This window comes from [Clostridium] innocuum (assembly GCA_012317185.1).
GTDB classification, from domain to species: domain Bacteria; phylum Bacillota_I; class Bacilli_A; order Erysipelotrichales; family Erysipelotrichaceae; genus Clostridium_AQ; species Clostridium_AQ innocuum.
The window spans coordinates 4,666,914-4,691,194 of record CP048838.1 but is presented as its reverse complement, the minus strand read 5'-3'; the positions used below and the strand labels follow the sequence as shown (position 1 = coordinate 4,691,194).

The following is a 24,281-nucleotide window of genomic DNA, read 5'->3' as shown; positions in this document are numbered from 1 at the left end:
ACATATGGATATTCTATTGAAGGAGCTTCAGCAGAATGAAGCGGTTTTGAGTATTCAGAAAAAAGAGAGTGTTCTGGGTAATCTGTCGTATATGGAGGAGGCTCTTCTACTTGCGGCAGATTACCGCCAAAAACCGCAGAAGCTGTTGATTATCAAGAATAACGCCTATACAGCACAGAAGCTTTACGAGCGCCTGCAGGCCCTCCTTGGGGATGAAGTGCTGCTTTTCTCATTGGAGGAATCACTACGCGTAGAAGCAATCGCAGCTTCACCGGAAAACAAAGCGATACAGATGGAGGCAATGGCAAAGCTGCAGCAGCAGGATGCTTTTGTGGCGGTTTTAAATACAGCTGCAGCCATTCGCTTTCTACCCTCTCCTGAGGTATTCAAAAATCACTGTATTACGTTAAAGCAGGATCAGGAAATTGAATATGAGGATTTGAAGCAGCTTCTCTTTGAAGCAGGCTATACGCATGTCAGCCGTGTTGATCAGCCACTGTGCTATGCGGCACGCGGTGGAATCATTGATGTGTATTCCATGAATTATGACCATCCGCTGCGTATAGAGTTTTTCGATAATATCGTGGAAAGCATCCGCTTCTTTGATATTGCGACACAGCGGACAATTGAAATCGTACAGGAAGCCATGATTATCCCGGCCAGTGATCTGCTGTTTACAGATGCACAGGTTGCCGAACTGGTGGAGCAGGCGAATAAGGCGCTGAAAAATCAGCTGTCCCAGCACGATACCGCTATGCAGAAGCTGCTGCAGGAGCATGTGAATGAAGATCTGGATCTCATCAGCAATCACATGATGGAAAGCCGGTTCTATAAATATTATGCCTTTTTGAAAAACAGAAGCACGGTCTTTGAATATGCCCCGGACGCACAGATCATTCTGTCCAGCACAGAGGAAGTGCAGGACAGCGTCAAGCATATGCACGAGGAAATGGTTTCCTATCTTCAGGAACTTTTTCAGGAGGGAATCAGTCTGCACAGCTTTGATGTGTTCACAGATTTGTACAGCTCCATCAAACAGCACAGCTATATGGAATTTCATCAGTTTGTCGATTATAAAAAACCGATAACCTCACAGATCATGACCATGTCACTGGGAGATATCAACCTGGAGCGTACCATGCAGGAGGTACAGCATCAGGCAAGAGAACGAAGGGTTCTGCTCTGCTTGAACCACAAGGAGCAGGAACAGGTGAAAGGGCTGCTGGAGGAAGCAAATATATCCTGGCGCAATGTAACATCCACGGATACACTGGAACCGGGAATCCAGTTTCTGAATGCCAGTCTTCCCGAAGGCTTTACCTGCCTGAAGGAACAAATCTGTGTCTATACCGGAAAGGAACTGTTTCACAGTGTCAAAAAAGCAGCCCGCTACAGCAATAAATTCAAAGAGGCGGAGGTTCTGCATGATTATCAGGAGCTGAATGTCGGAGATTATGTAGTACACAACCAGCATGGTATCGGTAAATATCTGGGAATTGTGAATAAGAAAATAGATGGTGTACATAAGGATTTTCTGCATATCGCCTATAAGGGAGATGATGTTCTGCTTGTACCGCTTGAACAGTTTAAGCTTATCCGGAAATTTGTATCCAAGGAAGGTGCAAGTCCAAAGCTGAATAAGCTGGGCAGCGGAGAATGGGAGAAGACAAAGAAAAAGGTCAGCGCAAAGATTGCAGAGCTGGCGGATCGTCTGGTGAAGCTGTATGCATCCAGAGATGAGAATATCGGACATGCATTCGCAAAGGACACCCCTTTGCAGAAGCAGTTTGAAGAGGATTTTGAATATGAGCTGACCCCGGATCAGGCAAGAGCGGTACAGGAAATCAAGCAGGACATGGAATCTGCGAAGCCGATGGATCGTCTGCTATGCGGAGATGTAGGCTTTGGTAAGACAGAGGTTGCGGCCCGTGCGGCATTTAAGGCAGTTGCGGATGGCCGGCAGGTGGCATTCCTGTGTCCGACGACGATCTTATCCCTTCAGCATTATAAAACCTTTATGAAGAGGTTCCGCAATTTTCCTGTGAATATTGCCGTTGTAAATCGGTTTATCAAGCCCTCGGATCAAAAGCATATCATCCATGATCTGAAGGAAGGAAACGTGGATATCCTGATAGGAACACACCGTCTGCTTTCCAAGGATATCGTATTTAAGGATTTGGGACTGCTTGTCATTGACGAGGAACAGCGCTTTGGTGTGGAGCATAAGGAAAAAATCAAGGAGCTGAAAAACAGTGTGGATGTCTTATCGTTAAGTGCAACACCGATTCCGCGTACCCTGCAGATGTCGCTGATTGGTATCCGTTCCCTGTCGCAGCTGGAAACCCCGCCGATGAACCGTATGCCGGTACAGACCTATGTCATTGAAAAGAACTTTCAGATGGTGAAGGAAATCATACAGCGTGAGCTTGCCAGAAACGGACAGGTGTTCTATCTGTACAATAATGTAAAGGAAATTTATAATGTGGCCAGAAAGCTTCGGGATGCCATGCCGGAGGTGGAAATCGGTGTTGCGCACGGACAGATGACACGGGAGGATATCGAGGATGTCATGCTGCAGTTTACAGATAATAAATATCAGGTGCTTGTCTGTACGACCATCATTGAAACCGGTATTGATATTCCCAATGCCAACACGATTTTGATTGAAGATGCTGACCACTTCGGATTGAGTCAGCTGTATCAGATTAAGGGAAGAGTCGGCAGAAGCGATCGTCTTGCCTATGCGTATCTGATGTATTCCCCGCAAAAGCAATTAAGTGAGATTGCCATGAAGCGCTTAAAATCCATCAAGGAATTCACGCAGCTGGGCAGCGGTTATAAAATTGCCATGCGCGATCTGACCATACGTGGTGCCGGAGATATGCTGGGGCCGCAGCAGGCCGGCTTTATTGATACGGTCGGTATTGATATGTATATCGAAATGCTAAACAGTGCCATCATGGAGAAAAAAGGCATCAAGCCGGAGGTGAAACCGGAAATGACGAAGGCGAATGTCAAGGTTGACGCATACATTCCAAGCAGCTTTGCGACCGAGGATTATGAAAAAATCACATTGTACCAGCGTATGGAGGATATTCATACTAAAAAGGAACTGCTTGCCATGATGGATGAAATCAAGGATAATTACGGAAAACTGCCGAAGGCTGTACAGCTGTTATTTGAAAAGAAGCGGCTGGATATCTGTATCAATGAGCCGCATGTGGATGCCTTCCGTGAACTGCCAAAGGCGGTTGAGCTGACGTTTACTAGTGCATGGTCAAACAGCATTGACGGTGTTGCATTATTCGAAATGATGACAACCATATCAAAAAATATAACGATACGCTATATGAACGGCAAGATTACCATGAAGCTGCCAAAGCTTAAGGATTGGCTCTATACCGTGATTGAGGTGCTGGAACGCACAGAGCCAATGGGGGAGGAACAAACAGCTTCCTGAAAATAAGGTAGGATATGAACTGTAGAGGTATAGGAATTTTACTATGTGCTGCCGCTGTCCTTTGCGGCTGCAGTATGCAGAAGGATCATGCAAAGGAAGAAAATATACGATTGGAAATTCTTGCGAAAATTGATATGCTGAAAGATACAAACGGTTTACATATCGAAGATAGCCAAAGTATAAGCAGTACACAGCAATACTTTAAAGATGAAATAATAATGGATGAAAAACGCAATCATGATACAGATACCATACAGATGAATATTGCATTTCATAATAAAGAGCTGAAGCAGTATCAGGTGCGCATCCACCCGGATACCGGTGAATCTGGCAGGATAGATACTGTTTTGCAGTTGAAGAATGACGTGCTGCATGTATATATTGTGAACGTTGACAATACCTATGAGAAAATGTAGGAAACACCTGTGACATCCAAGGATGAAGAAAATTTTCTATCCTCTCTGCTTTTTCAGAAATATAGAAAAGAGGCGAAGGATTACTTCCGCTATCAGAAGCAGGAGCAGGATGCAACCACGGTATATACAGTAGAGCTGACGAATAATGAGAAATTCAGTGAGTATATAAATAAAACAGATAACAAGCGGGAGGATATCCATTTTGAAGAGCTGAAGCTGTCTTATACAATAGATGGAAAAACAATTTTGAAAACAGACATGAAACAGCGCTATCGTACATCTCAGGATATTCAGGAGCAGGAATATAACCGGTTATCGACAGAGACAACACTGCATAAAACACAGCGTATAGCTGCATCAAAGCAATCACCTGAATTTCTAAAGCTGAAGTAAATTGCTGAAAGGCTATAAGAAGATATAGAAGGATACCTGCTTCCATATCCATGCAGACTCTTTCGTGCTACACCTTTAAAAGGGCTGTCGTATCAGGCATTGTACAAATGCGAAAAGTAACTTCCCCATGTTATGCTTGTTTAGCAATAGGGAAAGATGTAAAATAAGAATGATGGTAATTAGTGAAAAGAAAGGAAACGATTATGTTAAATAAACAGTTTTTTACTTCCGAATCTGTGACGGAAGGACATCCTGATAAAATCTGTGATCAAATCAGTGATGCTGTTCTGGATGCGATTCTGGCACAGGATCCGGATGCGAGAGTTGCCTGTGAAACCTGCTGTACAACCGGTATGGTCATGATCATGGGAGAAATTTCTACCAGCTGTTATGTCGATATCCCAAGCATTGCACGAAATGTAGTTCTGGAAATCGGATATGACAGAGCAAAATACGGCTTTGACGGAACCACCTGTTCGGTTCTGACCTCCATTGATGAGCAGTCCAAGGATATTGCACTTGGTGTTGATCACTCGCTGGAAACCAAAGAGGGTGGGGAGGAAAACAATGGTGCAGGAGATCAGGGAATGATGTTTGGCTACGCCTGTGATGAAACACCGGAATATATGCCGATGCCAATATCCCTTGCACACCGTCTAGCACGCCGTTTGACAGAGGTAAGAAAAGACGGCACACTGGACTATCTTCGTCCGGATGGGAAGACACAGGTAACTATTGAATATGAGAATGACCGTCCAAAGCGTGTCGATACGATTGTTATCTCCACACAGCATTCCGATACGGTTTCTCTGGACACGATTCGCGAGGATTTAAAGAAGCATGTCATTGATGTGATTGTAGATGCGGATATGATGGATGCTGAAACAAAAGTATACATAAATCCGACAGGACGCTTTGTAATCGGCGGGCCGCAGGGAGACAGCGGTCTGACAGGAAGAAAGATAATTGTCGATACATACGGCGGTATGGCCCGTCATGGCGGAGGAGCTTTCTCCGGAAAGGATCCTACCAAGGTTGACCGCAGTGCGGCATATGCGGCACGCTATGTTGCCAAGAATATTGTTGCGGCAGGTCTTGCTCGCAAATGTGAAATACAGCTTGCCTATGCCATCGGTGTGGCACAGCCGGTCAGCGTTCTTGCGGATACCTTTGGAACCGGAGTTCTTCCGGATGAAGAAATCGCAGAAATCGTAAGGAAGGAATTCGATCTGCGTCCTACTGCAATTATCAGGACACTGGAGCTTCGCAAGCCGATTTACAGAAATCTGGCAGCCTATGGTCACTTTGGCCGTGATGATCTGCAGGTGAAGTGGGAAAGCACTGAACCGGCTGAACGCCTGAAGGCATATGTAAAATAAAAACAGGTAAATAAAAAAACTGTTTTGGGATTGCATGAATAGTTCCCATAACAGTTTTTTTCAGGCTGACAAACAGCTTATTTAATTTCCTGATCCAGATTTTTGAATACGTCTGTATCAAAAAATTCCACAAGCGTGATATCCAGACCGTCACAGATTTTTTTGATCGTGGAAACGGTTGGATTCTTGCTTCTGCCTGATGTGATGTTGCTCAGCGTTGACTGCGTCATTCCGCACATGATACTGAGTTTGTTCAGAGAAATTTTTCTCTCGTCGCACAGATCATGAATCCGCTCACAACATACTTGTCCCATTGTCATGTCAGATCACTCCTATTTCTATTGACAACTACATTCTAAATGTTTTTATGTATAAAAGGTTAATTTAATATAGTTATATTTGTTATAACAATTAGTTTTGTAAAAAAATACCTTCATTTATGATAATTTATATGCAATTTATGTCTGAATTTGAATGAAATTTCAATCAGAGGAAATGTCTTTCCTCTTTGCCGTCAGGTATAAAGCGATTGTCATATGTCCATACTATTGAAAGAAAAGGAGTGTCTATAAATGAAAGCAACAGGAATTGTAAGACGTCTTGACGACCTTGGAAGACTGGTTATACCAAAAGAAATTAGAAAGCAGTACCGCATGAAAGAAGGAGATTCCATTGAATTCTTTATCGATAATGACAGAATTGTAATTCAGAAATTTGATGTCATGTCCAAGCATATGGAAGAAATCATGATTATGTGCGATACCCTGCGTGCCATATATCAGAATACTGTATTTTTTGTGAAGGATGAATGTATGGTGAAAACAGATCATAAGATACATGACCATTTTCTTATGATCGCACAAACACATCGTTTGAAGGATTTTGATAATGAGCGTATCTATGAGGACAGTGCACAGCGTTACAAGGGTCTGATTTATCCGGTCACCGCATTTGGAGACTGGTATGGTTCCTTTATTATCGTATTTGATAAGAAGGAGCTGGAAAAGTCCGAGCTTTATGCAGTAGAGGCATTTGTACAACTTTTATCTCGCCAACAGCAGCAATAAATGGTAAACTTATTTGTAGAGGTGAGTATATGCGTCTTGATAAATATCTGAAAACAGCGCGTATTCTGAAACGTCGTACCGTATCAAAGGAGCTGGCGGATCAGGAACGTGTCTATGTAAACGGAAAAATTGCAAAGCCTTCTACAGATGTAAAAGTGGGAGATACCATCAAGGTTATTTTCGGATACCGTGAGCTGACTGTTAATGTAACCATGATACAGAAGCAGGCAAATAAAAATGATGCTTCCCTGATGTTTGAGGTTGTGGAAGAAAAGCTGATTAAGAAAGAAGAAGTAAAAGATATTCTGGCAGAAGACTGAGGCCGGGATATTTTTTGTTTTGTGCTGCTGTTCTATTCCCCGCTCTCCAGACATAGATTGTAATGAACTAGAAATAAGGAGGAGTTTGTATGGAAGATAACATTAGCAATCCGCTTCGTTTTGAAACGAACCCATATCATAACGTAATTATTAAGGACCGCAAGGTGATGGAGCTGACCGGCGTCAAACAGATTGACAGCTTTGATTCCAGTGAGTTTTTGCTGGAGACCGCACAGGGATGGATGGTGATTCAGGGAAAGGATCTGACCTTGGGCAAGCTGGATACAGAACGCGGGGATGTTGTAATACGCGGTGTCATTGAAGCTCTATCCTATGTATCCAGTAAAAAGGGAAACGGAAAGGAATCAGTGATTTCAAAAATCTTTAAATAATGCTGCTGCCTACACAGATTCAGGCAATACTCTATCATTTTCTGATGGGATGGGTATATGCTTTCGGCTTCAGTTTTTTAATTAGCTTTGTAAAGTATCTCCGTTTTCCGATTTTAAAAGGAATCGTAGAGATCCTGTATCATATTCTGTTTACATCCCTTATGTTTATTGGATTGTATAAGATCAATGGCGGTATAACGAATATCTATCTCATCTGTTTTTTTATTCTAGGTGCTTTTATCTATTTTACATGGTATCTCAGCGTGTTTCTGCAGCTTTTCACAGCCATCCGCAGGCTGCTGCATCCGTTTAAAGTGAAACTTCTCGTTGCCAAATCGAAAATTATTGCTATAATTAGATTACCAGGCAAAATCAGGAAGAGGAGGAAAGCGAATGCAAAACGAAAAAAAAGCAGCCGTAAAAAAAAGAAAAAGAAAAAAGCATCCGATGAAAATCCTGATTAGTCTTCTCGCAATAGGGGTTTCATGTTATCTGATTTATGCAGCAAGCACGGATGTTATTGTCATGCTGAATCTGAAGCAGGAAATCTCGGCAAACAACAGTGAAATCAATAAGCTGTCTTCACAGAAAAAAGAGCTGTCTGCACAGAAGGAAAAGCTGAAGGACCCGGAGTATGTAAAACGTTATGCAAGGGGTAAATTTCTTGTCATAAAAAAGGGTGAACAGGTTTTTAAACTTCCCGGTGGCAGCAGCGAAGATACAAATGGCGAATAACTCTGCTTAATTCTTTCTGAAGAACAAGCAGAGTTTTTTTATGCCAGTAGAAAAGAATCGGTAAAACGATATATGATTATCATTCCATAATGATTACGGGATCAGTTGTATTGACATACCCCTTTGTAATCTCTTTGATTTTCAGATTTGCACAATCCGTAACTATCAGCATCGTTGTCATATCGAGGGTAGCATCATGAAGATAGGAAGAATCAAATGATATCACCGGTGTACCTGCCTTTATGCTTGTACCGACAGACTGTAATGCCTGAAATCCTTTTCCCTGAAGCTTCACGGTATCCAGACCGATATGAATCAGCAGTTCAATTCCTTCTCTGCTTCTCACACCAAAAGCATGAAGCGTATCTGCGACAAGAATTAAATCACCGTCTATCGGTGAACATACGCTCGTTGTCTCTGGAAGGAATGCACAGCCATCCCCCATAAGTCTTTTTGAAAACACTTCATCCCTGACATCATCCAGAGCAATACCGCATCCATTTAAAGGAGCGTAAAGCTCCCTTTGTTTTTTTCTTCTAAATGTGAACATTTTCATTTACCTCCTGCTGCTAAAAAAAGACATGAGCTCACGCAGAGACCCATGCCTGATTTAACAGTCACATGTTAAATAATACATATTCATCATAAAAGCAAGCAGCCCTTTTGTCAACTATCTTTTGAAAAAGGTATCTTAAATAGTATATGTGACACTTGTTTAATCAAGGGATAAGTAACCTTATGCTTGCTATGTAAAAACTTCTTATTCTTCTGTAAGCACATATAGTCATCATGATACTAAAAATATACTGTAATACACGAAGTAACACTTTATAAATTAAGCTTGTTTTCCTATGCTTTCTGCGTTGCAATAGCAAACTGCTTATTCATATAGTCGAGTATATAGAAAAATATGGAAATAAAAAATACGTATTGACAAATATTGAAAACGCTTTATAATGAAGACAGATACAGGATTGTTACTGCAAAGGCAAGACCATTGATGTCGGGGGACTGACAGGGATGGCCTTTTTTTATCGAAAGGGAGAGTAGTATGAAAATTGCAAAAATTTTTAATAACAACACCGTGGCCACGATTTCCCAGGATAAAACTGAAATGATAGTAACCGGTCCGGGTATCGGATTTCACAAGGCGGTTGGAGATCAGATTGATGAAAGAAAAATCGAAAAGAGGTATCTGATTGAGAATACACAAAGAACAAGATTTTATCAGATGCTGGAAAATATACCGGTTGAATACTTCGAATTTTCTGAAATCATCTTCAAAAAAGCATCTAAGGAATTCAAGGGTGGTTTAAACAATCAGATGGTGCTGTTATTGACGGATCATATAGCATTTGCTATTGAACGTGAAAAACAGGGGATACATCTTCCTAATCTGTTGCTGCCGGAAATCAAAACACTGTATCATAAGGAGTATCAGATCGGTGTGTGGGCATTGAAATATATCGCCTTGAAGACGGGGGTTCACCTTCCTCTCGATGAAGCAGGCTTCATCGCCATGCATATCATCAATTCCAGAAGTCAGGATCACAAAAACAGTGCGGAAGAAATATTGACCTTCAGTAAACAGATTCTACATATTATTGAGGTTACGATGCATATTGACTGGAAGGAGAAGGACTTCGATCAAACACGTCTTGCAATGCATCTGAAGTATCTGGGACAGCGGATTTTTACAGTTGACCGCACGCATATAAAACAGGATTTCAATGATAAAATGTATCGTATGATGCTGGAAATGAATCCTGAAATGAAATCATGTTTAGAAAGAATAAAAAGTTTTGTGAAGCATAATTATGACTATGAGCTGGGCAGACAGGAGTTGTTCTACATCATGGTACATATACTGAAAATATTAAATTAGGATTGTTACGAAAGGCAAGACCTGATCATCTGGACGAGGGTGCAGATATGGGTCTTTTTTTCGTGCAGTAAGCAGGAAGAATAAAATCCTACTTATGATATAGGCGAATCAGCTACACGAATTAGAAAAATAGTTATGTATAAAAAGGAGAAAATGTATGGAAAATAAGAAAAAAAGTCTTTGGCAGTTCTTTCAAATGCTGGGAAAAACCTTTATGTTTCCAATTGCTTTACTGAGTGTGTGCGGTATGCTGCTGGGAATCGGATCGGCATTCACAAATTCAAGTCTGATAGAGGCGGTTCCATTGCTAGGTAATCCTGTGCTGCAGAAAATTTTCAGCTTTATGACAACAATGGGCTTGTTTGCCTTTAATAATCTGGGGGTATTGTTTGCGATGGCGATTCCTTTAGGACTACTCAAGGAGGAAAAAGAGTTTGGTGCATTTACCGGTCTTGTTAGTTTTATGGCTATGCATATCGGTACAAACTTCTATCTGATAATTACGGATCAACTGGCTGCTGCAGATAAAATGACAGAAGCAGGGCAGGGGATGATTCTGGGAATTCAGACGTATAATACAAGCGTTCTTGGCGGTATTATTGCTGGACTTATGGTATTCTGGCTATATCCGAAAATATCAAAGGTAAAAATACCGGAGGCGCTAGGTTTTTACAGCGGGCCACGTCTGGCACCGATTGCCATGTTGGTGATCATGGGAATTTTCGGCATGGTAGCGGTACCTTTATTCTGGCAACCGTTTTACAATTTCTTTAAGATGATTGGGGAATGGATATCCACCTCCGGACCGATTGGTTATTTCTCCTATGCGGTAGCTGAACGTGTAACAATTCCGTTTGGTTTGAATCATCTGGTAACGAGTACCTTCCGCTTTACACCAATTGGCGGAACTGCTATTATCAATGGTCAGGAATATATGGGAACGGTTAATATGTTTCTTGCTTATGTAGCTAATAATATGGATATTCCATTAGATTTGGCAGGCAAAATGGAACAAGGCAAGCTGATGATTCAATACGGACTGTGTGGTGCGGCGTTGGCAATGTATCGCTGCGCAAAGCCGCAGAATAGAAAGAAAATCAAAGGTCTGCTGATAACCGGTGCTTTAACTGTCGTGATTGGCGGTATCTCAGAGCCTATTGAATTCTTATTCCTGTTCGCGTGTCCTCCGCTATTTTTTGTTCATACTGTATTAAATGGTATTGCCAATATGGTTCTGCCGTATCTTGGCGTGCTCATGGGTTATACCGGTGATTTGATTCAGTTTATAACATTTGGTGTCTTGCGTGGAACCAGAACTGGCTGGCCGATTGCTATTGCGTTTGCGGCATTCTATTTTGCACTGTATTACTTTATATTCAAATGGTCTATCCAGCGATTCGATATCAAAACACCCGGGAGAGAAGAGGTTATGGCTATCAGTGAAGAGGATACAAAGGATATGGATGACTTTGCGGCACTTTCATCCTATAAAGGTATTCAGATGCTGAAAGCACTGGGTGGAAAGGACAATATTGTTTCCATTGATAACTGTGTTACAAGACTGCGTCTGGAATTAAACGATGTTAATCTGATTGATGAAGATGCAATTAAGAATGCAGGCGGTATTGCTGTTGTGCATTTGGATGAGCATACAATTCAGGTGATTGTGGGTACACAGGTTTATGCTTTACGTAAGCAAATAAACAAAGCGATGGAGATGCAGCAGGCATGAGCGGCTCAGAATTTGATACGGTCATAGATCGAAGAGGAACCTTTTGTACACAATGGGATTATATCGAAGATCGTTTCGGAACAGACAATCTTCTCCCGTTCACCATATCGGATATGGATATTGCATGTCCAAAGAGCCTTGTATATACGTTGAAAAAGCGGATTGAGCATCCGATATACGGCTACAGCCGCTGGAAAAATGAGGACTATCTATCCGCAATTGTTCACTGGTATGCGAGCCGCTATGACTGTATGATTAGCAAGGACTGGATTTGTTACAGTCCCAGCGTTATGTATTCCATAGCAAAGCTGCTACAGCTATGCAGTGAGCCTCGGGACGGTGTTTTAGTATTCACACCGGCCTATGATTCCTTCTATAAGGTTATTGAAAATAATCAGCGCAGACTGATCAGCAGTGAACTGCTGGAGAATGCAGGGTATTATCAAATTGATTTTGAGGATGTGGAAGAAAAATGCAAGGAAGCACGCATTCTATTGCTTTGCAACCCGCATAATCCTGTAGGCAGAGTATGGAAAAAACAGGAACTGCAAAAGCTTTTACAGCTTTGCGAGAAATATGATATTACAGTAATCAGCGATGATATTCATATGGATATCACGTATAAGGAAAAAGGGATTCCTGTACTGAAGCTTGCTTCTGACTGTCGTTGTTTCATTTGTTCCTCTCCATCCAAGACATTCAATATACCTTCCCTGCAAGGTTCCTATGTGATACTTCCGGATTTCAAAATTTATGAGGCATTTGAAACAATGACGAGGTATACGGAGTTTGTTAATTCCCCAGCTATACTGGGGGTGCTTTCTACCATAGAAGCATATCGACACTGTGCGGAATGGGTAGATGATTTATGCTCTTATTTATATGATAATCTTAAGTACACAGAGAGCTATATACAGAAGCATATGCCGAAGCTGAAATTTCAGATACCCGAAGGCTGCTATTTCGCATGGATTGATTTTCATGAACTTGGTATTTCGGATGCTCAAATGCAGCAGTTTCTCATTCATGAAGGGAAAGTTGCTATCATGTCCGGGACTGTCTACGGAGCTAAACAGCATCTTCGATTTCATGTAGGTTGTTCGAGAAGCAAGGTAGAGGATGGTCTGTGTCGTTTGAAAAAGACATATGACGCTATTGAGAGGTTAAAATGAAAAAATATCTTATAGAAGCAATAGAAAAGGAAAAAACAGCACTGGATGCATTATCAGCTATGTCTCTGCAGGAATGTGAAAGAGTAATGGACGCAATAGAGGAATGTAAGGGAAAGGTGGTATTCTGCGGTGTTGGAAAATCAGCACATATAGGGGCAAAACTTGCCGCAACATTTGCTTCGCTTGGTATACCTTCATTCTTTGTTCATGCTACAGAGAGTGTTCATGGGGATCTTGGAATGATAGAGGAAAAGGATATCGTAATTCTCATATCTAACAGTGGAACTACACAGGAGGTCATACAGGTTTTAACGCCGCTGCACAGCATAGGCTGTATGACAGTGGCCTGCTGTGCGAATAGGGATTCTATACTGGCAAAAGCATGTGACCTAACTCTGATTTATCCAAAGGTGACGGAGGCAGATGCATACAATCTTGCACCAACTTCATCCACAACTCTGGTTTTGGTACTTGGTGATGCAATTGCCTGTGCCATTTCCAAAAAACGCGGATTCAATCCATCGGATTTTCATAAATTTCATCCCGGCGGAAGTCTTGGAAAACGGCTTGATGACAAATCTTGCATATAAACTATACATATGGATTTACATCAGGATACCCTGATAAGCAATGGTAAATCAAGACGAGCAGCATCGGAAAAAGAGCTGTCGAAAAAAAGGAAAGCTGAAGGACCAGGAGTATGTAAAACGTTATGAAAGGGGTAAATTTCTTGTTAAAAATAAGGGTGAACAAATAGATAAGCTTTCCGCATGAAAGGGGTAAATTTCTGCTCATCTAAAGCTTATGCAAAAAATCATGCTGAATAAGGTATGAAAGCCATCTGCTGCAGATAGTATATCTCAAAATGCAGTCTTTATGAAACTTTATATAAAACTATTTAAACCCAGATTATAAAGCAGGAAAAAAGCCTTGTCAAAATTCTGTTCTCTGCTTATAATATGGTTACAGCGAATAAGGAGGATGTGCATGGCAAAGGATAAAAAGAAAAAAAGAAATAAGCTTAAGACGTTTTTGAGTCTTGCTGCCATCTTCATTGCATGCTTCCTGATTTATGCCGCAAGCTCCGATTTGATGATGACAATGAAGCTGAAGGATGAAATCACTTCTTCTGAAGAGATGATTAACTCTCTGGAAAATCAAAAGGATGATCTTTCCAAGGAAAAGCAGAATCTGGAAAATCCTGAATATGTGAAGCGGTTTGCCAGAGGTAAGTACATGGTCAGCAAGCCTGGAGAACAGGTGTTTAAGCTGCCGGCTAAAAATAATGACGATGATGATTAAGTCCCTATAGACAGCTATAGGGCTTTTTGATGTGGAGGAAAAGCTATGAGACACTGGAAAGCGATAATTTTTGATATGGATGGTACACTCTTTGATACAGAAACTATTTCCATGAAGGCATGGAAAAGGGTGGGAGAAACCCTTCAGCTTCCTACAAGCGATGAATTTATTTTATCTCTAATTGGAAGAACAAGAAAGGATCAGCAGGTTGTATTTGATTCCTATATGCCAAAGGACTGGCCGCAGGAAGAAGCATGTAGTCTTCATACACAGTTCAAAAAAGAAGAGAAGCTGAAAAATGGTGTACCACTCATGGGGGATGTAAAGGGACTTCTGGATACCGTGAAGGCAAAAGGCTATACGATTGCAATGGCAACCAGTGCTTCAGCGGAGGATGTGGAATTTAATTTGAACAATGCGGATATTCAGCATTATTTTGAAGCTATCATCAGTGATGAAATGATTACACACGGAAAACCGGCTCCTGATGTATATCTAAAGACTGCACAGCAGCTGAATCTTTCACCGCAGGAATGCCTTGTAGTGGAGGACAGCCTAAACGGTGTTCGGGCAGCGTTTGGTGCAGGTACCACAGTGGTTATGATTCCGGATAAAGTACAGCCTACTAAGGAAATAAAGGCAATGTGCAATTATATACTGAAAAGTCTTGACGATTTGAAAGAAATCGTATAAATATAAAGATGTACAGAGAAACGCAATAAAAACGAATACGGACAGGGAAGAAGCAGCGGCAGCCGATATACAGGGGCGGGCTGCTTTTTTGTTTCTTTCTGTGTATTGATTATCAGCATGCAGTCGCAGCCTTCTATGCATAATTATACATAGTTTTACATTATTTCCTCTTGCAGCTGAAGTAAAAGAAAACAAAGAAATTCCGGCGGTGCTATACTGAACATGAAAGGAGGCATAGCAATGGAAGAATTGGAAATTTCCCTGATGCAGATCATTTCCTATAGCGGGGAAGCAAGATCGCTGTGCTTTGAAGCATTGCAAAGCTATCGTGATGGTGATAAAGAAGCTGGCAGAAAGCAGTACAAGGATGCCGAGGAAAATCTCTATACAGCAAAGCGGGCACACAGCAGGATTCTGAAGCAATCTGCAAATGGGGAATTCGATCAGATCAGTCTGTTAATGGTTCATGCGGAGGATCAGATGATGGCGAGTGAAATCATTTATCAGATGACAAGAGAGTTATTTCACTGTATGAGTGAAACGAAAGGATGATACTTCATGTTAAAGATTATTCTGGTTTGTAACAATGGCATGTCCACAGCAATGATGGCAAAAAAAATGAATGAGAAATCCGATGGTTACTGTTATGTTGAGGCATACGGTGATGGCGATTTCATGAACTACCTGGAGGGGTGTGATCTGATTCTGGTTGGACCGCAAATACGTCATGAAATCCCGCGAATCAAAAAGTTTGTTGATGCGTCGGTTCCGGTTGTAAGCATGAATCCGTCACATTACGGATTGATGAATGCAAAGGGTGTAATTGATGATGTTAAAAAAATTATGAAAGAGAGAAAATAAAAATGGAAAGTATGAAGGACAGAATAGAGGCGAAAGTACTTGAATTCTCTGGTAAGCTAAGCACACAGATACATTTGCTTGCATTGCGTAATACGTTTATGACAATCCTTCCAATCATGGTGTTCGGCGGCTTGTCAGCTGTTATTTCCGCAGCACCTGTCACAAAAGAGACAACGAACGGTTTTCTGCTCGCATGGGCTGGCTTTGTGGCAGATTACAGCTATGTGTTCTCATGGATTTCAGTTTTAAGTCTTGGTTTTATCACACTGTATGTTGCACTTGGTATTACACATTATCTGTGTAAGAATTATAAAATTGAGGAATTGATTCCAAACTTTATCACTGTATTCGGAGTATTCATGCTGGCAGTGAGAATTGAAAAACTGCAGTATGGGCTATCTCTTACCGATTTGAACTTTCTGGATGGAAAAGGTCTTCTGGTAGGAATCTTTGTTTCCATTGTGACGGTTGAAATTTACAGATTTCTTAAATCAAAAAACTTTGGGCGCATCAAGCTGCCGGACAGTGTTCCTGCATCCCTATCCGAAACCTTTGCCTCCTTATCCATCGCAATCCTGATCATGTCGTTGTTTCTGGTAATGTTTATCATCTTCCATAACATGGATACCACCTTTGCCATGTGGCTCAGCTCTGTTATAGCGCCGCAAATCAAAGCGACTGACAGCTTGTGGTTTATTCTCCTTATGACCTTTATTATCAATGCAGCATGGTTCTTTGGAATCCATAATGCAACCTTCTGGGGACTGATGGGACCGATTATGATGATGAACATATCAGAGAATGCTGCACAGCTTGCGGCAGGAATAGCGCCTACAGCAATATTGACCGAAGCCTTCTGGGTATATTTCATCTGCATTGGAGGTGTCGGTTCCTGTCTCTCGCTTGCTATTATCCTGTGTTTCTCCAAATCGAAGCTTTTAAAAGTCGTTGGTAAGGTGGGAATCATACCGGCATTCTTTGGAATATCTGAGCCAATTACATTTGGTCTTCCGATTATGCTGAATCCTATCTTCTTCATACCATGTTCTCTGGTATCTGTTGTTAATGCAGTTATAGCATTCCTTTGTCTGAATACAGGATTGATTGGAAAAACCTATGCGATGCTTTCTTTCAATATGCCAAGTATCTTCGGCGCCTATTTCTCCACCGGGGATTTCAAGGCTGTCTTTCTTGTAGCTGTTCTGATTGTCATAGATATGCTGTTATATTTTCCGTTTATGAAAATGTATGAAAAACAGCAGCTGCTGATTGAACAGCAGGACGAAATGCAGGAATAACCATGCTTGCGTTTCAACCAAAGGATACAAAACGGCTTATTGCAGCGGCTTTGGGAAATGTAGAGAATGATCTGGCTATTGAGGGGTGCCGCATCTTCAACGTATTTACAAAAGAATTCCTGGAAGCAACTGTCTACATCTGCGACGGGTTTATATCCCATGTGGAATATAACAAAAAGAATTTGGCACTGCCTTCAAAGCAGCGATTACAGCTGAACGGAATTTTGTGCCCGGGTTTCATTGATGCACATACACATATTGAAAGCTCGCTCCTTGTACCGGAACATTATGCTGCTATGGTTCTGCCGCACGGGACAACGACTGTACTGGAGGATGCCCATGAAATAGCAAATGTAATGGGAGTGGAAGGTATTCAGTATATGCTTGCTGCTTCACAGGATCTCCCTATGCGTATGCTGCTGACACTTCCATCCTGTGTTCCAAGCCTTCCGGGGTTTGAATCTTCTAATGCTGAACTGTTCGCAAAGGATTATACAGCACTCTTTCAGCATCCGCGTGTAGCCGGACTGGGTGAGGTGATGGATTATGAGGGAGTTTTGCAGGGAGAACAGCGTATACATGATTTGCTGCTTGCTGCTAAAAAGCATGCAGGCTATCTGCAGGGACATGCACCTCTTATGGAGGGGAACCGTCTCAGTGCGTATGTAAATGCAGGACCGCAATCCGATCATGAGGTGAAAACGAAACAGGAGGCTCTTGATAAATACAGAAAGGGTATGTGGATCGATATCAGAGAGGCTAACACACAGGGGCGTATGAAAGAGATTCTGGATGTCTGCAAAGAATTTAATGATTACAGCCGCATATGCTTCTGTACGGATGACCGACGCTGTAATGTCACCGGAAAATACGGACATCTGGATCATGTGGTAAGAAAAGCCGTATCTCTTGGAATGCCTGTGGAGGAAGCCCTGTTATCAACGAGCTACCGTGTGGCACAGGAAAGCGGATGTAAGCATCTCGGTGCGATTGCTCCGGGATATGCAGCCGATCTGGTGCTGTTGAATAATGTGGAGGATCTGCAGGTGCATGCAGTATTCTTTGAAGGGAAGCTTGTCAGCAAGAAGGAACAGCTGACATCGCCAATTGTTTTATCCTCTTATACCCGCGAGTTGAACAGCAGAAATACTATCCAAATGCAGGTCCTGAAGCAGGAGGATTTCCTTATCAAAGCAAAGGGTCCGTATGCACAGCTGAATATCCTAAGCTTTGCATCTGAATATATAGCTACATCCCATCTGAAAACACGTATATGCCCGATACAGGATGGAAGGGTTTTGCTTCAAAAGGATAAAAAACAAATGTATGCCGCAGTATTCAACCGCTATGGACGCGCACAAAGGAAGGTTTGTATCGTCGAGAATTTCGGTATTGATCATGGTGCTGTTGCCAGTAGTATCTCTCATGACAGTCATAATGTATGTGTGGTTTATGATACACCTGAAAACGGGTATCTGGCCGTACAGGAGGTTATGAATATGCATGGAGGCTTCTGTGCAGTTTCACAGGGAAATATTCTTGCATCTCTGGCTCTTTCTGTTGCCGGACTGATGAGCACGGAATGCATGGAAACAGTATCACAAAACGTGGATCTAATGGCAGAGGCCTTTCATAAGCTGGGGAACAGCTATTTGGAAAATCCGGTATCCAGAATCACAATATTGAATTTGCTTGTATGTCCGTACGTGAAGCTTTCTGACCACGGACTTGTTATGACAGAAGAGAAAAAAATAATACCAGTCGTGAAAAAGGAGGGAATCACCATGGATCAGCGTTATGAAAACGTAGTTTTAGATAAAATTCCGTTTCCGAAGGAGGAGACAGGAGAACCGGTATTGCTCAGTGATGAAACCATGCAGGAAAGACGGCAAAAGATTCTTCACCGAATGCAGGAGAAAAAACTGGACTGTATTGCCGTATATGCAGATGTGGAGCACGGTGGCAATTTTGAATACCTTACTGGTTTTATACCGCGTTTTGAAGAAGCCTTACTGATTCTTCATAAAAATGAAGATGCATATCTTCTACTGGGGAATGAGGTCCTTTCATTATCCAAGCATGCAAGAATACCTGCAAAGGGTCTGCATATGTCTTATTTCTCACTGCCTGACCAGCCGCTTCAGGAGGAAGAGGATCTAAAAAGTGTGTTAGCTAAGGCAGGCGTTAAGAACGGTATGCATCTCGGTGTGGTTGGATGGAAAGGCTTCTACCGTTTACAGAAAGAGCTGTTTGACATACCCTATTACATTCTTGAAGCATTGAAAGCTTGTGAAGTGAAGATAAGCAATGCAACGGATATATTCATCTCTCCAAAGGATGGTGCAAGAACGGTCAATAATGCAAATGAAATTGCACATTATGAGTATGGACAAATCCTTGCAGCAAGAGGTCTTCAGCGGGCGATGCTTGCTCTGGAGCCGGGAAAAACAGAAGCTGAAATCGGAGGATTGCTGGAATCCGAAGGTCAGATACACAATGTTGTGACCATCTGTTCCAGCGGGACACGCTTTGAAAAAGCCAATCTGTATCCTATGAACAAGCCGATACAGACAGGAGAGAGAATATCACTAACCGTCGGGTACAAGGGCGGTCTTGCCAGCAGAGCAGCATTTGCCGCTTATGAAAGAGAAGACCTTGATTCCGCAGTAAGAGATTATGAAGAGAAAATCGCAAAACCATATTTCGCAGCTGTCTGCACATGGCTTGAGCATCTCCATATCGGTATGGAGGGGAAAGAGGTATATGAGTTGGTTGATGATATTCTGCCAAAGGATATTTTCCGCTGGAAGTTGAATCCCGGACACCTCACTGCGGATGAGGAATGGCTAAGTAGCCCGATTTACGAAGGTTCAAGGCTGAAGCTGAAAAGCGGTATGCTTTTACAGATTGATATCATTCCATCTGTAGAAGGATATCCGGGCTGCTGCTGTGAAAACGGCGTTGTTCTTGCGGATGCGGTATTGAAAGAGGAAATCAAAAAGCAGTATCCAAACAGCTGGGAGCGCATGTTGAAAAGAAGAACATATATACAGGATGTTCTCGGTATTCAGTTGCATGAGGATATCCTGCCGTTATCCAGTATGGTTGCCTATTATACACCATATCTGATGAATCACGATTACGCATTTACCTGGAAACGATAACATGGAAAGGGAGAGATATCATGGAGATCAGTCTGTCGAAACGACAAATGAAGATGGTTGATATACTACTGAAGGAATCCGAATATTGTACTGCAGCGACACTTGCCAATCTTTTAAAGGTCAGTGAGAAAACAATACACGGAGAAATAGCAGAAATCAATAGGAAATCAAAAGCCTGCATGATATCTTCTCTGAAAGGAAAAGGGTATGTAGTGCGTGATAAGGATGCCTGGATCAGGCAGAAGTATATTGTTGGTGATGAGGGGAGAAGAGATATAAAAATACTGAAGGAAATTCTATTCAATGAGCATGTGGATTACTATGAGCTTGCGGATAGATTTTATATCAGCCCCTCTACACTGAATAAGGATATACGGATATTGAATGAACGCATACAGAAGGAATTTCGGACACTGAGGATTACAAGAAAACAAAATCATCTCTTTCTGAATTGTGATGATATAGAAAAACGAAGGGTTTTGACTTATTTCCTATTGGAGGAAAGTGAGGATCAGCGCTTTGATGTTGGAATATTGGATCGTTATTTTGAAAATGTGGATGTCTATCGGCTTTCTGAGATACTGATGGAGTTTATCCACAGGCAGCAGCTTGCTGTTTCTGATTTTAATCTGTTTTCCATCCTGCTGCATATGCTGATGTATATCAGTAATACCTCTTATATATGCATGGAAGAGGAGCGTGCTTCGATATGTGATCAGGACTGTAGGCCGTTACTTGAAGCGATAAGGGAAAGAATGCGTATTCAATTCACTGCAGAGGGTACACAGCAGATTTGCGCATTGTTCAAAAAACGAAATGCAGGACAGGATGATGTGAGAGTTATGCAGTTTCTGCATGAAGTATTGAGGGAAATTTATGATATTTACAGTATCAATTTTACTGAAAATCAGGATCTTATAGATAATCTGGCATTGCATCTTCAAAATTTGAGAAACCGCTGTAAGCATGGTATGCTGATAAAAAATCCATTATTGTCAGAGCTGAAGCAGAGCTTTGTTCTTATATATGATATCGCAGCATATATAGCGATACGCTTTCAGGAACAAACAGGCTATGTTCTGGATGAAAACGAAATCAGCTTTATCGCCTTGCATATTATGAACGGTATCAAAAGTATAAAGACCTCCATTGTCCGTATTGCATTGATCAATCCGTATGGAAATTCTGTAACACATATCATACAGCAGAGATTACAGGCTTTAACAGATGTCGAGATGATCGGCTGCTTCTCCATGTTTGATTTTAAAACGCTTTATACCGAGAAGCCGGATATTATTGTGACAATGGTCTCAACCAGTGAGCAAATGGGAGTACCTGTCTTTCAGCTTGATAATTATCTTCAGGATGATGAATATGAGAAAATTGAGCGTATTGTAAAGAGTGTCCGCGTTAAAAAGTCTTATGAAAATATCATGATCCATAATTATTTCATGGAGGATCTGTTTTGTATTCCCTCACAGCTTACTACCAAGGACGAGGTGATTACCTATCTTTGCAGCTTACTCGACGAACAGGGGTATGTGGACGCCGATTTTCAGGAACAGATTTATGAAAGAGAAGCAATTGCACCTACCTGCTTTGGTGCAAGATATGCAATTCCGCATACAACGAAAAAAACAGCAAAGAAAAACGGCATCGCTGTCGCACTGCTGAGGAAGCCCGTTATATGGGATGGCTTTGAAGTGAACATTGTACTGATGTTTGCTTTGCACAAGAGCTTTGATCAGGTTCCAAAGCTGTATGATCTGATACTGAATGTATTTGATGATCCTGTTCGATTTGCACAGGTATTGGAATGTGACAGCTATGCAGCATTTATGAAGAAAATACATAGTACATGAGAGGAGAGATATAATGAAAAAAGATAAACAATTTCCGGAAGGGTTTTTATGGGGTGGCGCAACCAGTGCCTATCAGTTTGAGGGGGCATGGAATGAGGATGGCAAGGGTGTAAACATTGTGGATATTCTTCCACATGGCAGCAGAGAGGCGGTACCAAAGGATCATAAGATTCTGCCGGATGTATTTTATCCTTCCCATGGCGGTATTGATTTCTATCACACCTATAAGGAGGATATCAGACTGTTTAAGGAGATGGGTATGAAGTGCTTCCGCATGTCGATTGCATAGACAAGAATTTATCCAACCGGAGTGGAGGAGGAGCCCAATGAAAAGGGTCTGCAGTTTTATGACAATGTGATTGATGAGCTTCTGAAAAACGATATCGAGCCGCTGATTACCATTTCACATGACGAATTTCCACTGCATCTGGTAGAGGCATATGGCGGATGGAGAAATCGTATTCTGATTGATCTTTATGTAAAGTATGCGAAAACACTGTTTGAACGCTATAAAGGAAAAGTAAAATACTGGATCACGTTTAATGAAATCAATTTCTGCAGTGTTATTCCATGGTATGCGGCAGGTCTTGAATTTGAAGAAGGGGAGCATAAGGAACAGATCATGTTTCAGGCAGCACATCATCAGATGGTTGCAAGCGCACTGACAGTAAAGCTGGCACGCAGCATCGATCCGGAAATGAAAATCGGTTGTATGATCAATGCGATTCCAAGCTATGCCAATACATGCAAACCAGAGGATGTTATGGAAAGCATTGAAGCGAACCATGAGATTTTCCTTTATACCGATGTATGTGTACGTGGAGCGTACCCATCCTATGCAAATCGTTTCTTTGAAGAAAAGGGAGTTAAAATAGTTATGGAGGACGGTGATGCTGAAATCCTTGCACAGGGATGCGTTGATTTCTGCTCCTTCAGCTACTATTATTCAAGAGTGACTCCGTTAAATCCGGAAAAGGTCAGTGATCTGACAGAGGATGAGCGCATGCTGGGAGTTCTCCGTAACCCTTATCTGAAAGCCAGCGACTGGGGCTGGGTGATTGATCCGGTTGGCCTGCGTATTATTCTGAATCAGCTTTATGAGCGCTATCAGATTCCACTGATGATTGTAGAAAACGGTCTTGGTGCGCATGATGAGCTGGTTGATGGAAAGATACATGATGATTACCGTATAGAATACTTTAAAAATCATTTGATTCAGGTGCGAGAAGCAATCAAAGACGGTGTGGATGTTATGGGTTACACATCCTGGGGCTGTATTGATATTACAGCCGCCAGCACCGGTCAGATGAGCAAGCGCTATGGCTTTATTTATGTGGATATCAATGATGATGGAAGCGGCAGCAAAAAACGCTATAAAAAAGATTCCTTTGCATGGTATAAGCGTGTAATGGAATCCAATGGGGAAGAGGGACTGGAAAATGACTCTCAGTCTATTTAATCCATTTAAGCTGCCGATCTTATGAAAGGATATAGCATTGGAAAAAACATGACTTTTCGTAAAGTCATGTTTTTGTGTGTTACACGATAGTTTACAAAGAAGAATAATGCTTTTACAGTATGTAAAATCCAATATATATGAGTGATATAGCAGAGCAATATAATGCTGAATCTATCCATTATGTTGTGTGCATGCAGGCACACACAAAAACGACCAGCCCTTTTCAGTAGTTCTTACTTTATTATAATATTTGCAGTTAGACGATTACCTTATCTATCATAAACAATAGAAGATATCTGCGAAAGGACAGGTTATTTTCATTTTACTTACAGACAACGTTCGATCAGCTGTTATACCTTTAACAAAACCAAGGCTGTCTCGATAAGCTCTTGAATAGGCCAAAATCTTTTAATGCTTTTCAAATAAGAAAAAAATTATCATAATCACTGATAAAAACATTTAGTCTCTCCCATATATAAAATGACGTTATTATCTTTTATGGAATTTCTAATATGGAAAAAGGCTGCTTGTAAAATAAAAAATATAATTTCATATGTTTGAATGAACGATAAGAATTTATTTACTGGATATACTTCCATAAAATGTAAAAAAACAGCAGCCAGACAAATAATAATTTCATTGAACGTGTCATATCGGATAAATTTCCTCTATTTTGAATTTGTATATGTTA

22 protein-coding genes and 1 pseudogene are annotated in these 24,281 nt (G+C 41.4%); 21 read left to right on the top strand and 2 right to left on the bottom strand.

Annotation, left to right across the window (positions count from 1 at the left end; translation table 11 throughout):
- The first annotated feature begins 4 nt into the window (after positions 1 to 4).
- The 4 genes from mfd to G4D54_22935 all read left to right on the top strand — a co-directional run bounded on the left by mfd (position 5) and on the right by G4D54_22935 (position 5,648).
- Complete coding sequence (mfd, locus tag G4D54_22950) at positions 5 to 3,460, top strand: transcription-repair coupling factor (protein QJA05097.1); 3,456 nt, start codon at positions 5 to 7, stop codon at positions 3,458 to 3,460.
- A 14-nt stretch (positions 3,461 to 3,474) separates the two neighbouring features.
- On the top strand, positions 3,475 to 3,876 hold the full coding sequence (locus G4D54_22945) for a hypothetical protein (GenBank protein QJA05096.1): 402 nt from the start codon (positions 3,475 to 3,477) through the stop codon (positions 3,874 to 3,876).
- Between the two features lie 9 nt (positions 3,877 to 3,885).
- Positions 3,886 to 4,269, top strand: a complete 384-nt coding sequence (locus G4D54_22940) for a hypothetical protein (GenBank protein QJA05095.1) — start codon at positions 3,886 to 3,888, stop codon at positions 4,267 to 4,269.
- Positions 4,270 to 4,472: 203 nt separating this feature from the next.
- Positions 4,473 to 5,648 (top strand): methionine adenosyltransferase, encoded by a 1,176-nt coding sequence (locus G4D54_22935; GenBank protein QJA05094.1) that lies wholly within the window; start codon positions 4,473 to 4,475, stop codon positions 5,646 to 5,648.
- A gap of 77 nt (positions 5,649 to 5,725) precedes the next feature.
- Here G4D54_22935 and G4D54_22930 read toward each other — a convergent pair whose 3' ends face one another.
- Positions 5,726 to 5,968, bottom strand: coding sequence for a helix-turn-helix transcriptional regulator (locus G4D54_22930; protein ID QJA05093.1), 243 nt, complete (start codon positions 5,966 to 5,968; stop codon positions 5,726 to 5,728).
- A gap of 252 nt (positions 5,969 to 6,220) precedes the next feature.
- Between G4D54_22930 and G4D54_22925 the strand changes: the two genes are divergently transcribed.
- The 5 genes from G4D54_22925 (at position 6,221) to G4D54_22905 (ending at position 8,162) form a co-directional block, all read left to right on the top strand.
- Positions 6,221 to 6,715, top strand: a complete 495-nt coding sequence (locus G4D54_22925; protein ID QJA05092.1) for an AbrB/MazE/SpoVT family DNA-binding domain-containing protein — start codon at positions 6,221 to 6,223, stop codon at positions 6,713 to 6,715.
- A gap of 29 nt (positions 6,716 to 6,744) precedes the next feature.
- Positions 6,745 to 7,035, top strand: a complete 291-nt coding sequence (locus G4D54_22920) for an RNA-binding S4 domain-containing protein (protein QJA05091.1) — start codon at positions 6,745 to 6,747, stop codon at positions 7,033 to 7,035.
- Positions 7,036 to 7,124: 89 nt separating this feature from the next.
- Positions 7,125 to 7,427, top strand: coding sequence for a sporulation protein YabP (yabP, locus tag G4D54_22915; protein ID QJA05090.1), 303 nt, complete (start codon positions 7,125 to 7,127; stop codon positions 7,425 to 7,427).
- Positions 7,427 to 7,891, top strand: coding sequence for a spore cortex biosynthesis protein YabQ (locus tag G4D54_22910; GenBank protein ID QJA05089.1), 465 nt, complete (start codon positions 7,427 to 7,429; stop codon positions 7,889 to 7,891). The genes yabP and G4D54_22910 overlap by 1 nt, the downstream gene beginning before the upstream one ends.
- Positions 7,875 to 8,162: a septum formation initiator family protein gene (locus G4D54_22905; GenBank protein ID QJA05088.1), complete on the top strand. Its 288-nt coding sequence runs from the start codon at positions 7,875 to 7,877 to the stop codon at positions 8,160 to 8,162. The genes G4D54_22910 and G4D54_22905 overlap by 17 nt, the downstream gene beginning before the upstream one ends.
- A 79-nt stretch (positions 8,163 to 8,241) precedes the next feature.
- Here G4D54_22905 and G4D54_22900 read toward each other — a convergent pair whose 3' ends face one another.
- Positions 8,242 to 8,712 (bottom strand): PTS glucose transporter subunit IIA, encoded by a 471-nt coding sequence (locus G4D54_22900; protein ID QJA05087.1) that lies wholly within the window; start codon positions 8,710 to 8,712, stop codon positions 8,242 to 8,244.
- Between the two features lie 501 nt (positions 8,713 to 9,213).
- Here G4D54_22900 and G4D54_22895 point away from each other — a divergent pair.
- From G4D54_22895 to G4D54_22840, 12 genes and pseudogenes are all read left to right on the top strand, one after another.
- Entirely contained in the window at positions 9,214 to 10,047 is an 834-nt protein-coding gene (locus tag G4D54_22895) for a PRD domain-containing protein (protein QJA05086.1), read from the top strand.
- Between the two features lie 157 nt (positions 10,048 to 10,204).
- On the top strand, positions 10,205 to 11,779 hold the full coding sequence (locus G4D54_22890; GenBank protein ID QJA05085.1) for a PTS transporter subunit EIIC: 1,575 nt from the start codon (positions 10,205 to 10,207) through the stop codon (positions 11,777 to 11,779).
- Positions 11,776 to 12,951 (top strand): pyridoxal phosphate-dependent aminotransferase, encoded by a 1,176-nt coding sequence (locus G4D54_22885; protein QJA05084.1) that lies wholly within the window; start codon positions 11,776 to 11,778, stop codon positions 12,949 to 12,951. Before G4D54_22890 ends, G4D54_22885 begins: the two co-directional genes overlap by 4 nt.
- Positions 12,948 to 13,541: an SIS domain-containing protein gene (locus G4D54_22880; protein QJA05083.1), complete on the top strand. Its 594-nt coding sequence runs from the start codon at positions 12,948 to 12,950 to the stop codon at positions 13,539 to 13,541. The genes G4D54_22885 and G4D54_22880 overlap by 4 nt, the downstream gene beginning before the upstream one ends.
- Before the next feature lie 397 nt (positions 13,542 to 13,938).
- Positions 13,939 to 14,253, top strand: a complete 315-nt coding sequence (locus tag G4D54_22875; protein QJA05082.1) for a septum formation initiator family protein — start codon at positions 13,939 to 13,941, stop codon at positions 14,251 to 14,253.
- 45 nt (positions 14,254 to 14,298) lie between these two features.
- Positions 14,299 to 14,946 carry an HAD family phosphatase gene (locus G4D54_22870; protein QJA05081.1) on the top strand — a complete coding sequence of 216 codons (648 nt, stop codon included), beginning with the start codon at positions 14,299 to 14,301 and terminating at the stop codon, positions 14,944 to 14,946.
- A 240-nt stretch (positions 14,947 to 15,186) separates the two neighbouring features.
- Positions 15,187 to 15,498 (top strand): PTS lactose/cellobiose transporter subunit IIA, encoded by a 312-nt coding sequence (locus G4D54_22865; protein QJA05080.1) that lies wholly within the window; start codon positions 15,187 to 15,189, stop codon positions 15,496 to 15,498.
- 6 nt (positions 15,499 to 15,504) lie between these two features.
- Positions 15,505 to 15,807 carry a PTS sugar transporter subunit IIB gene (locus tag G4D54_22860; GenBank protein QJA05079.1) on the top strand — a complete coding sequence of 101 codons (303 nt, stop codon included), beginning with the start codon at positions 15,505 to 15,507 and terminating at the stop codon, positions 15,805 to 15,807.
- 2 nt (positions 15,808 to 15,809) lie between these two features.
- Positions 15,810 to 17,105: a PTS sugar transporter subunit IIC gene (locus G4D54_22855; GenBank protein ID QJA05078.1), complete on the top strand. Its 1,296-nt coding sequence runs from the start codon at positions 15,810 to 15,812 to the stop codon at positions 17,103 to 17,105.
- A 2-nt stretch (positions 17,106 to 17,107) separates the two neighbouring features.
- Complete coding sequence (locus G4D54_22850) at positions 17,108 to 20,269, top strand: amidohydrolase family protein (GenBank protein ID QJA05077.1); 3,162 nt, start codon at positions 17,108 to 17,110, stop codon at positions 20,267 to 20,269.
- Between the two features lie 20 nt (positions 20,270 to 20,289).
- On the top strand, positions 20,290 to 22,131 hold the full coding sequence (locus tag G4D54_22845) for a transcription antiterminator (GenBank protein ID QJA05076.1): 1,842 nt from the start codon (positions 20,290 to 20,292) through the stop codon (positions 22,129 to 22,131).
- Between the two features lie 13 nt (positions 22,132 to 22,144).
- Positions 22,145 to 23,590, top strand: a pseudogene (locus G4D54_22840) (glycoside hydrolase family 1 protein).
- Positions 23,591 to 24,281: the final 691 nt, after the last annotated feature.

Excerpts from the sequence above, each read along its gene's own strand:
- mfd (QJA05097.1), top strand. The coding sequence starts at position 5 with ATGGATATTCTATTGAAGGAGCTTCAGCAGAATGAAGCGGTTTTGAGT.
- G4D54_22945 (QJA05096.1), top strand. The coding sequence starts at position 3,475 with ATGAACTGTAGAGGTATAGGAATTTTACTATGTGCTGCCGCTGTCCTT.
- G4D54_22935 (QJA05094.1), top strand. The coding sequence starts at position 4,473 with ATGTTAAATAAACAGTTTTTTACTTCCGAATCTGTGACGGAAGGACAT.
- G4D54_22930 (QJA05093.1), bottom strand. The coding sequence starts at position 5,968 with ATGACAATGGGACAAGTATGTTGTGAGCGGATTCATGATCTGTGCGAC.
- G4D54_22925 (QJA05092.1), top strand. The coding sequence starts at position 6,221 with ATGAAAGCAACAGGAATTGTAAGACGTCTTGACGACCTTGGAAGACTG.
- G4D54_22920 (QJA05091.1), top strand. The coding sequence starts at position 6,745 with ATGCGTCTTGATAAATATCTGAAAACAGCGCGTATTCTGAAACGTCGT.
- yabP (QJA05090.1), top strand. The coding sequence starts at position 7,125 with ATGGAAGATAACATTAGCAATCCGCTTCGTTTTGAAACGAACCCATAT.
- G4D54_22910 (QJA05089.1), top strand. The coding sequence starts at position 7,427 with ATGCTGCTGCCTACACAGATTCAGGCAATACTCTATCATTTTCTGATG.
- G4D54_22905 (QJA05088.1), top strand. The coding sequence starts at position 7,875 with ATGAAAATCCTGATTAGTCTTCTCGCAATAGGGGTTTCATGTTATCTG.
- G4D54_22900 (QJA05087.1), bottom strand. The coding sequence starts at position 8,712 with ATGTTCACATTTAGAAGAAAAAAACAAAGGGAGCTTTACGCTCCTTTA.
- G4D54_22895 (QJA05086.1), top strand. The coding sequence starts at position 9,214 with ATGAAAATTGCAAAAATTTTTAATAACAACACCGTGGCCACGATTTCC.
- G4D54_22890 (QJA05085.1), top strand. The coding sequence starts at position 10,205 with ATGGAAAATAAGAAAAAAAGTCTTTGGCAGTTCTTTCAAATGCTGGGA.
- G4D54_22885 (QJA05084.1), top strand. The coding sequence starts at position 11,776 with ATGAGCGGCTCAGAATTTGATACGGTCATAGATCGAAGAGGAACCTTT.
- G4D54_22880 (QJA05083.1), top strand. The coding sequence starts at position 12,948 with ATGAAAAAATATCTTATAGAAGCAATAGAAAAGGAAAAAACAGCACTG.
- G4D54_22875 (QJA05082.1), top strand. The coding sequence starts at position 13,939 with ATGGCAAAGGATAAAAAGAAAAAAAGAAATAAGCTTAAGACGTTTTTG.
- G4D54_22870 (QJA05081.1), top strand. The coding sequence starts at position 14,299 with ATGAGACACTGGAAAGCGATAATTTTTGATATGGATGGTACACTCTTT.
- G4D54_22865 (QJA05080.1), top strand. The coding sequence starts at position 15,187 with ATGGAAGAATTGGAAATTTCCCTGATGCAGATCATTTCCTATAGCGGG.
- G4D54_22860 (QJA05079.1), top strand. The coding sequence starts at position 15,505 with ATGTTAAAGATTATTCTGGTTTGTAACAATGGCATGTCCACAGCAATG.
- G4D54_22855 (QJA05078.1), top strand. The coding sequence starts at position 15,810 with ATGGAAAGTATGAAGGACAGAATAGAGGCGAAAGTACTTGAATTCTCT.
- G4D54_22850 (QJA05077.1), top strand. The coding sequence starts at position 17,108 with ATGCTTGCGTTTCAACCAAAGGATACAAAACGGCTTATTGCAGCGGCT.
- G4D54_22845 (QJA05076.1), top strand. The coding sequence starts at position 20,290 with ATGGAGATCAGTCTGTCGAAACGACAAATGAAGATGGTTGATATACTA.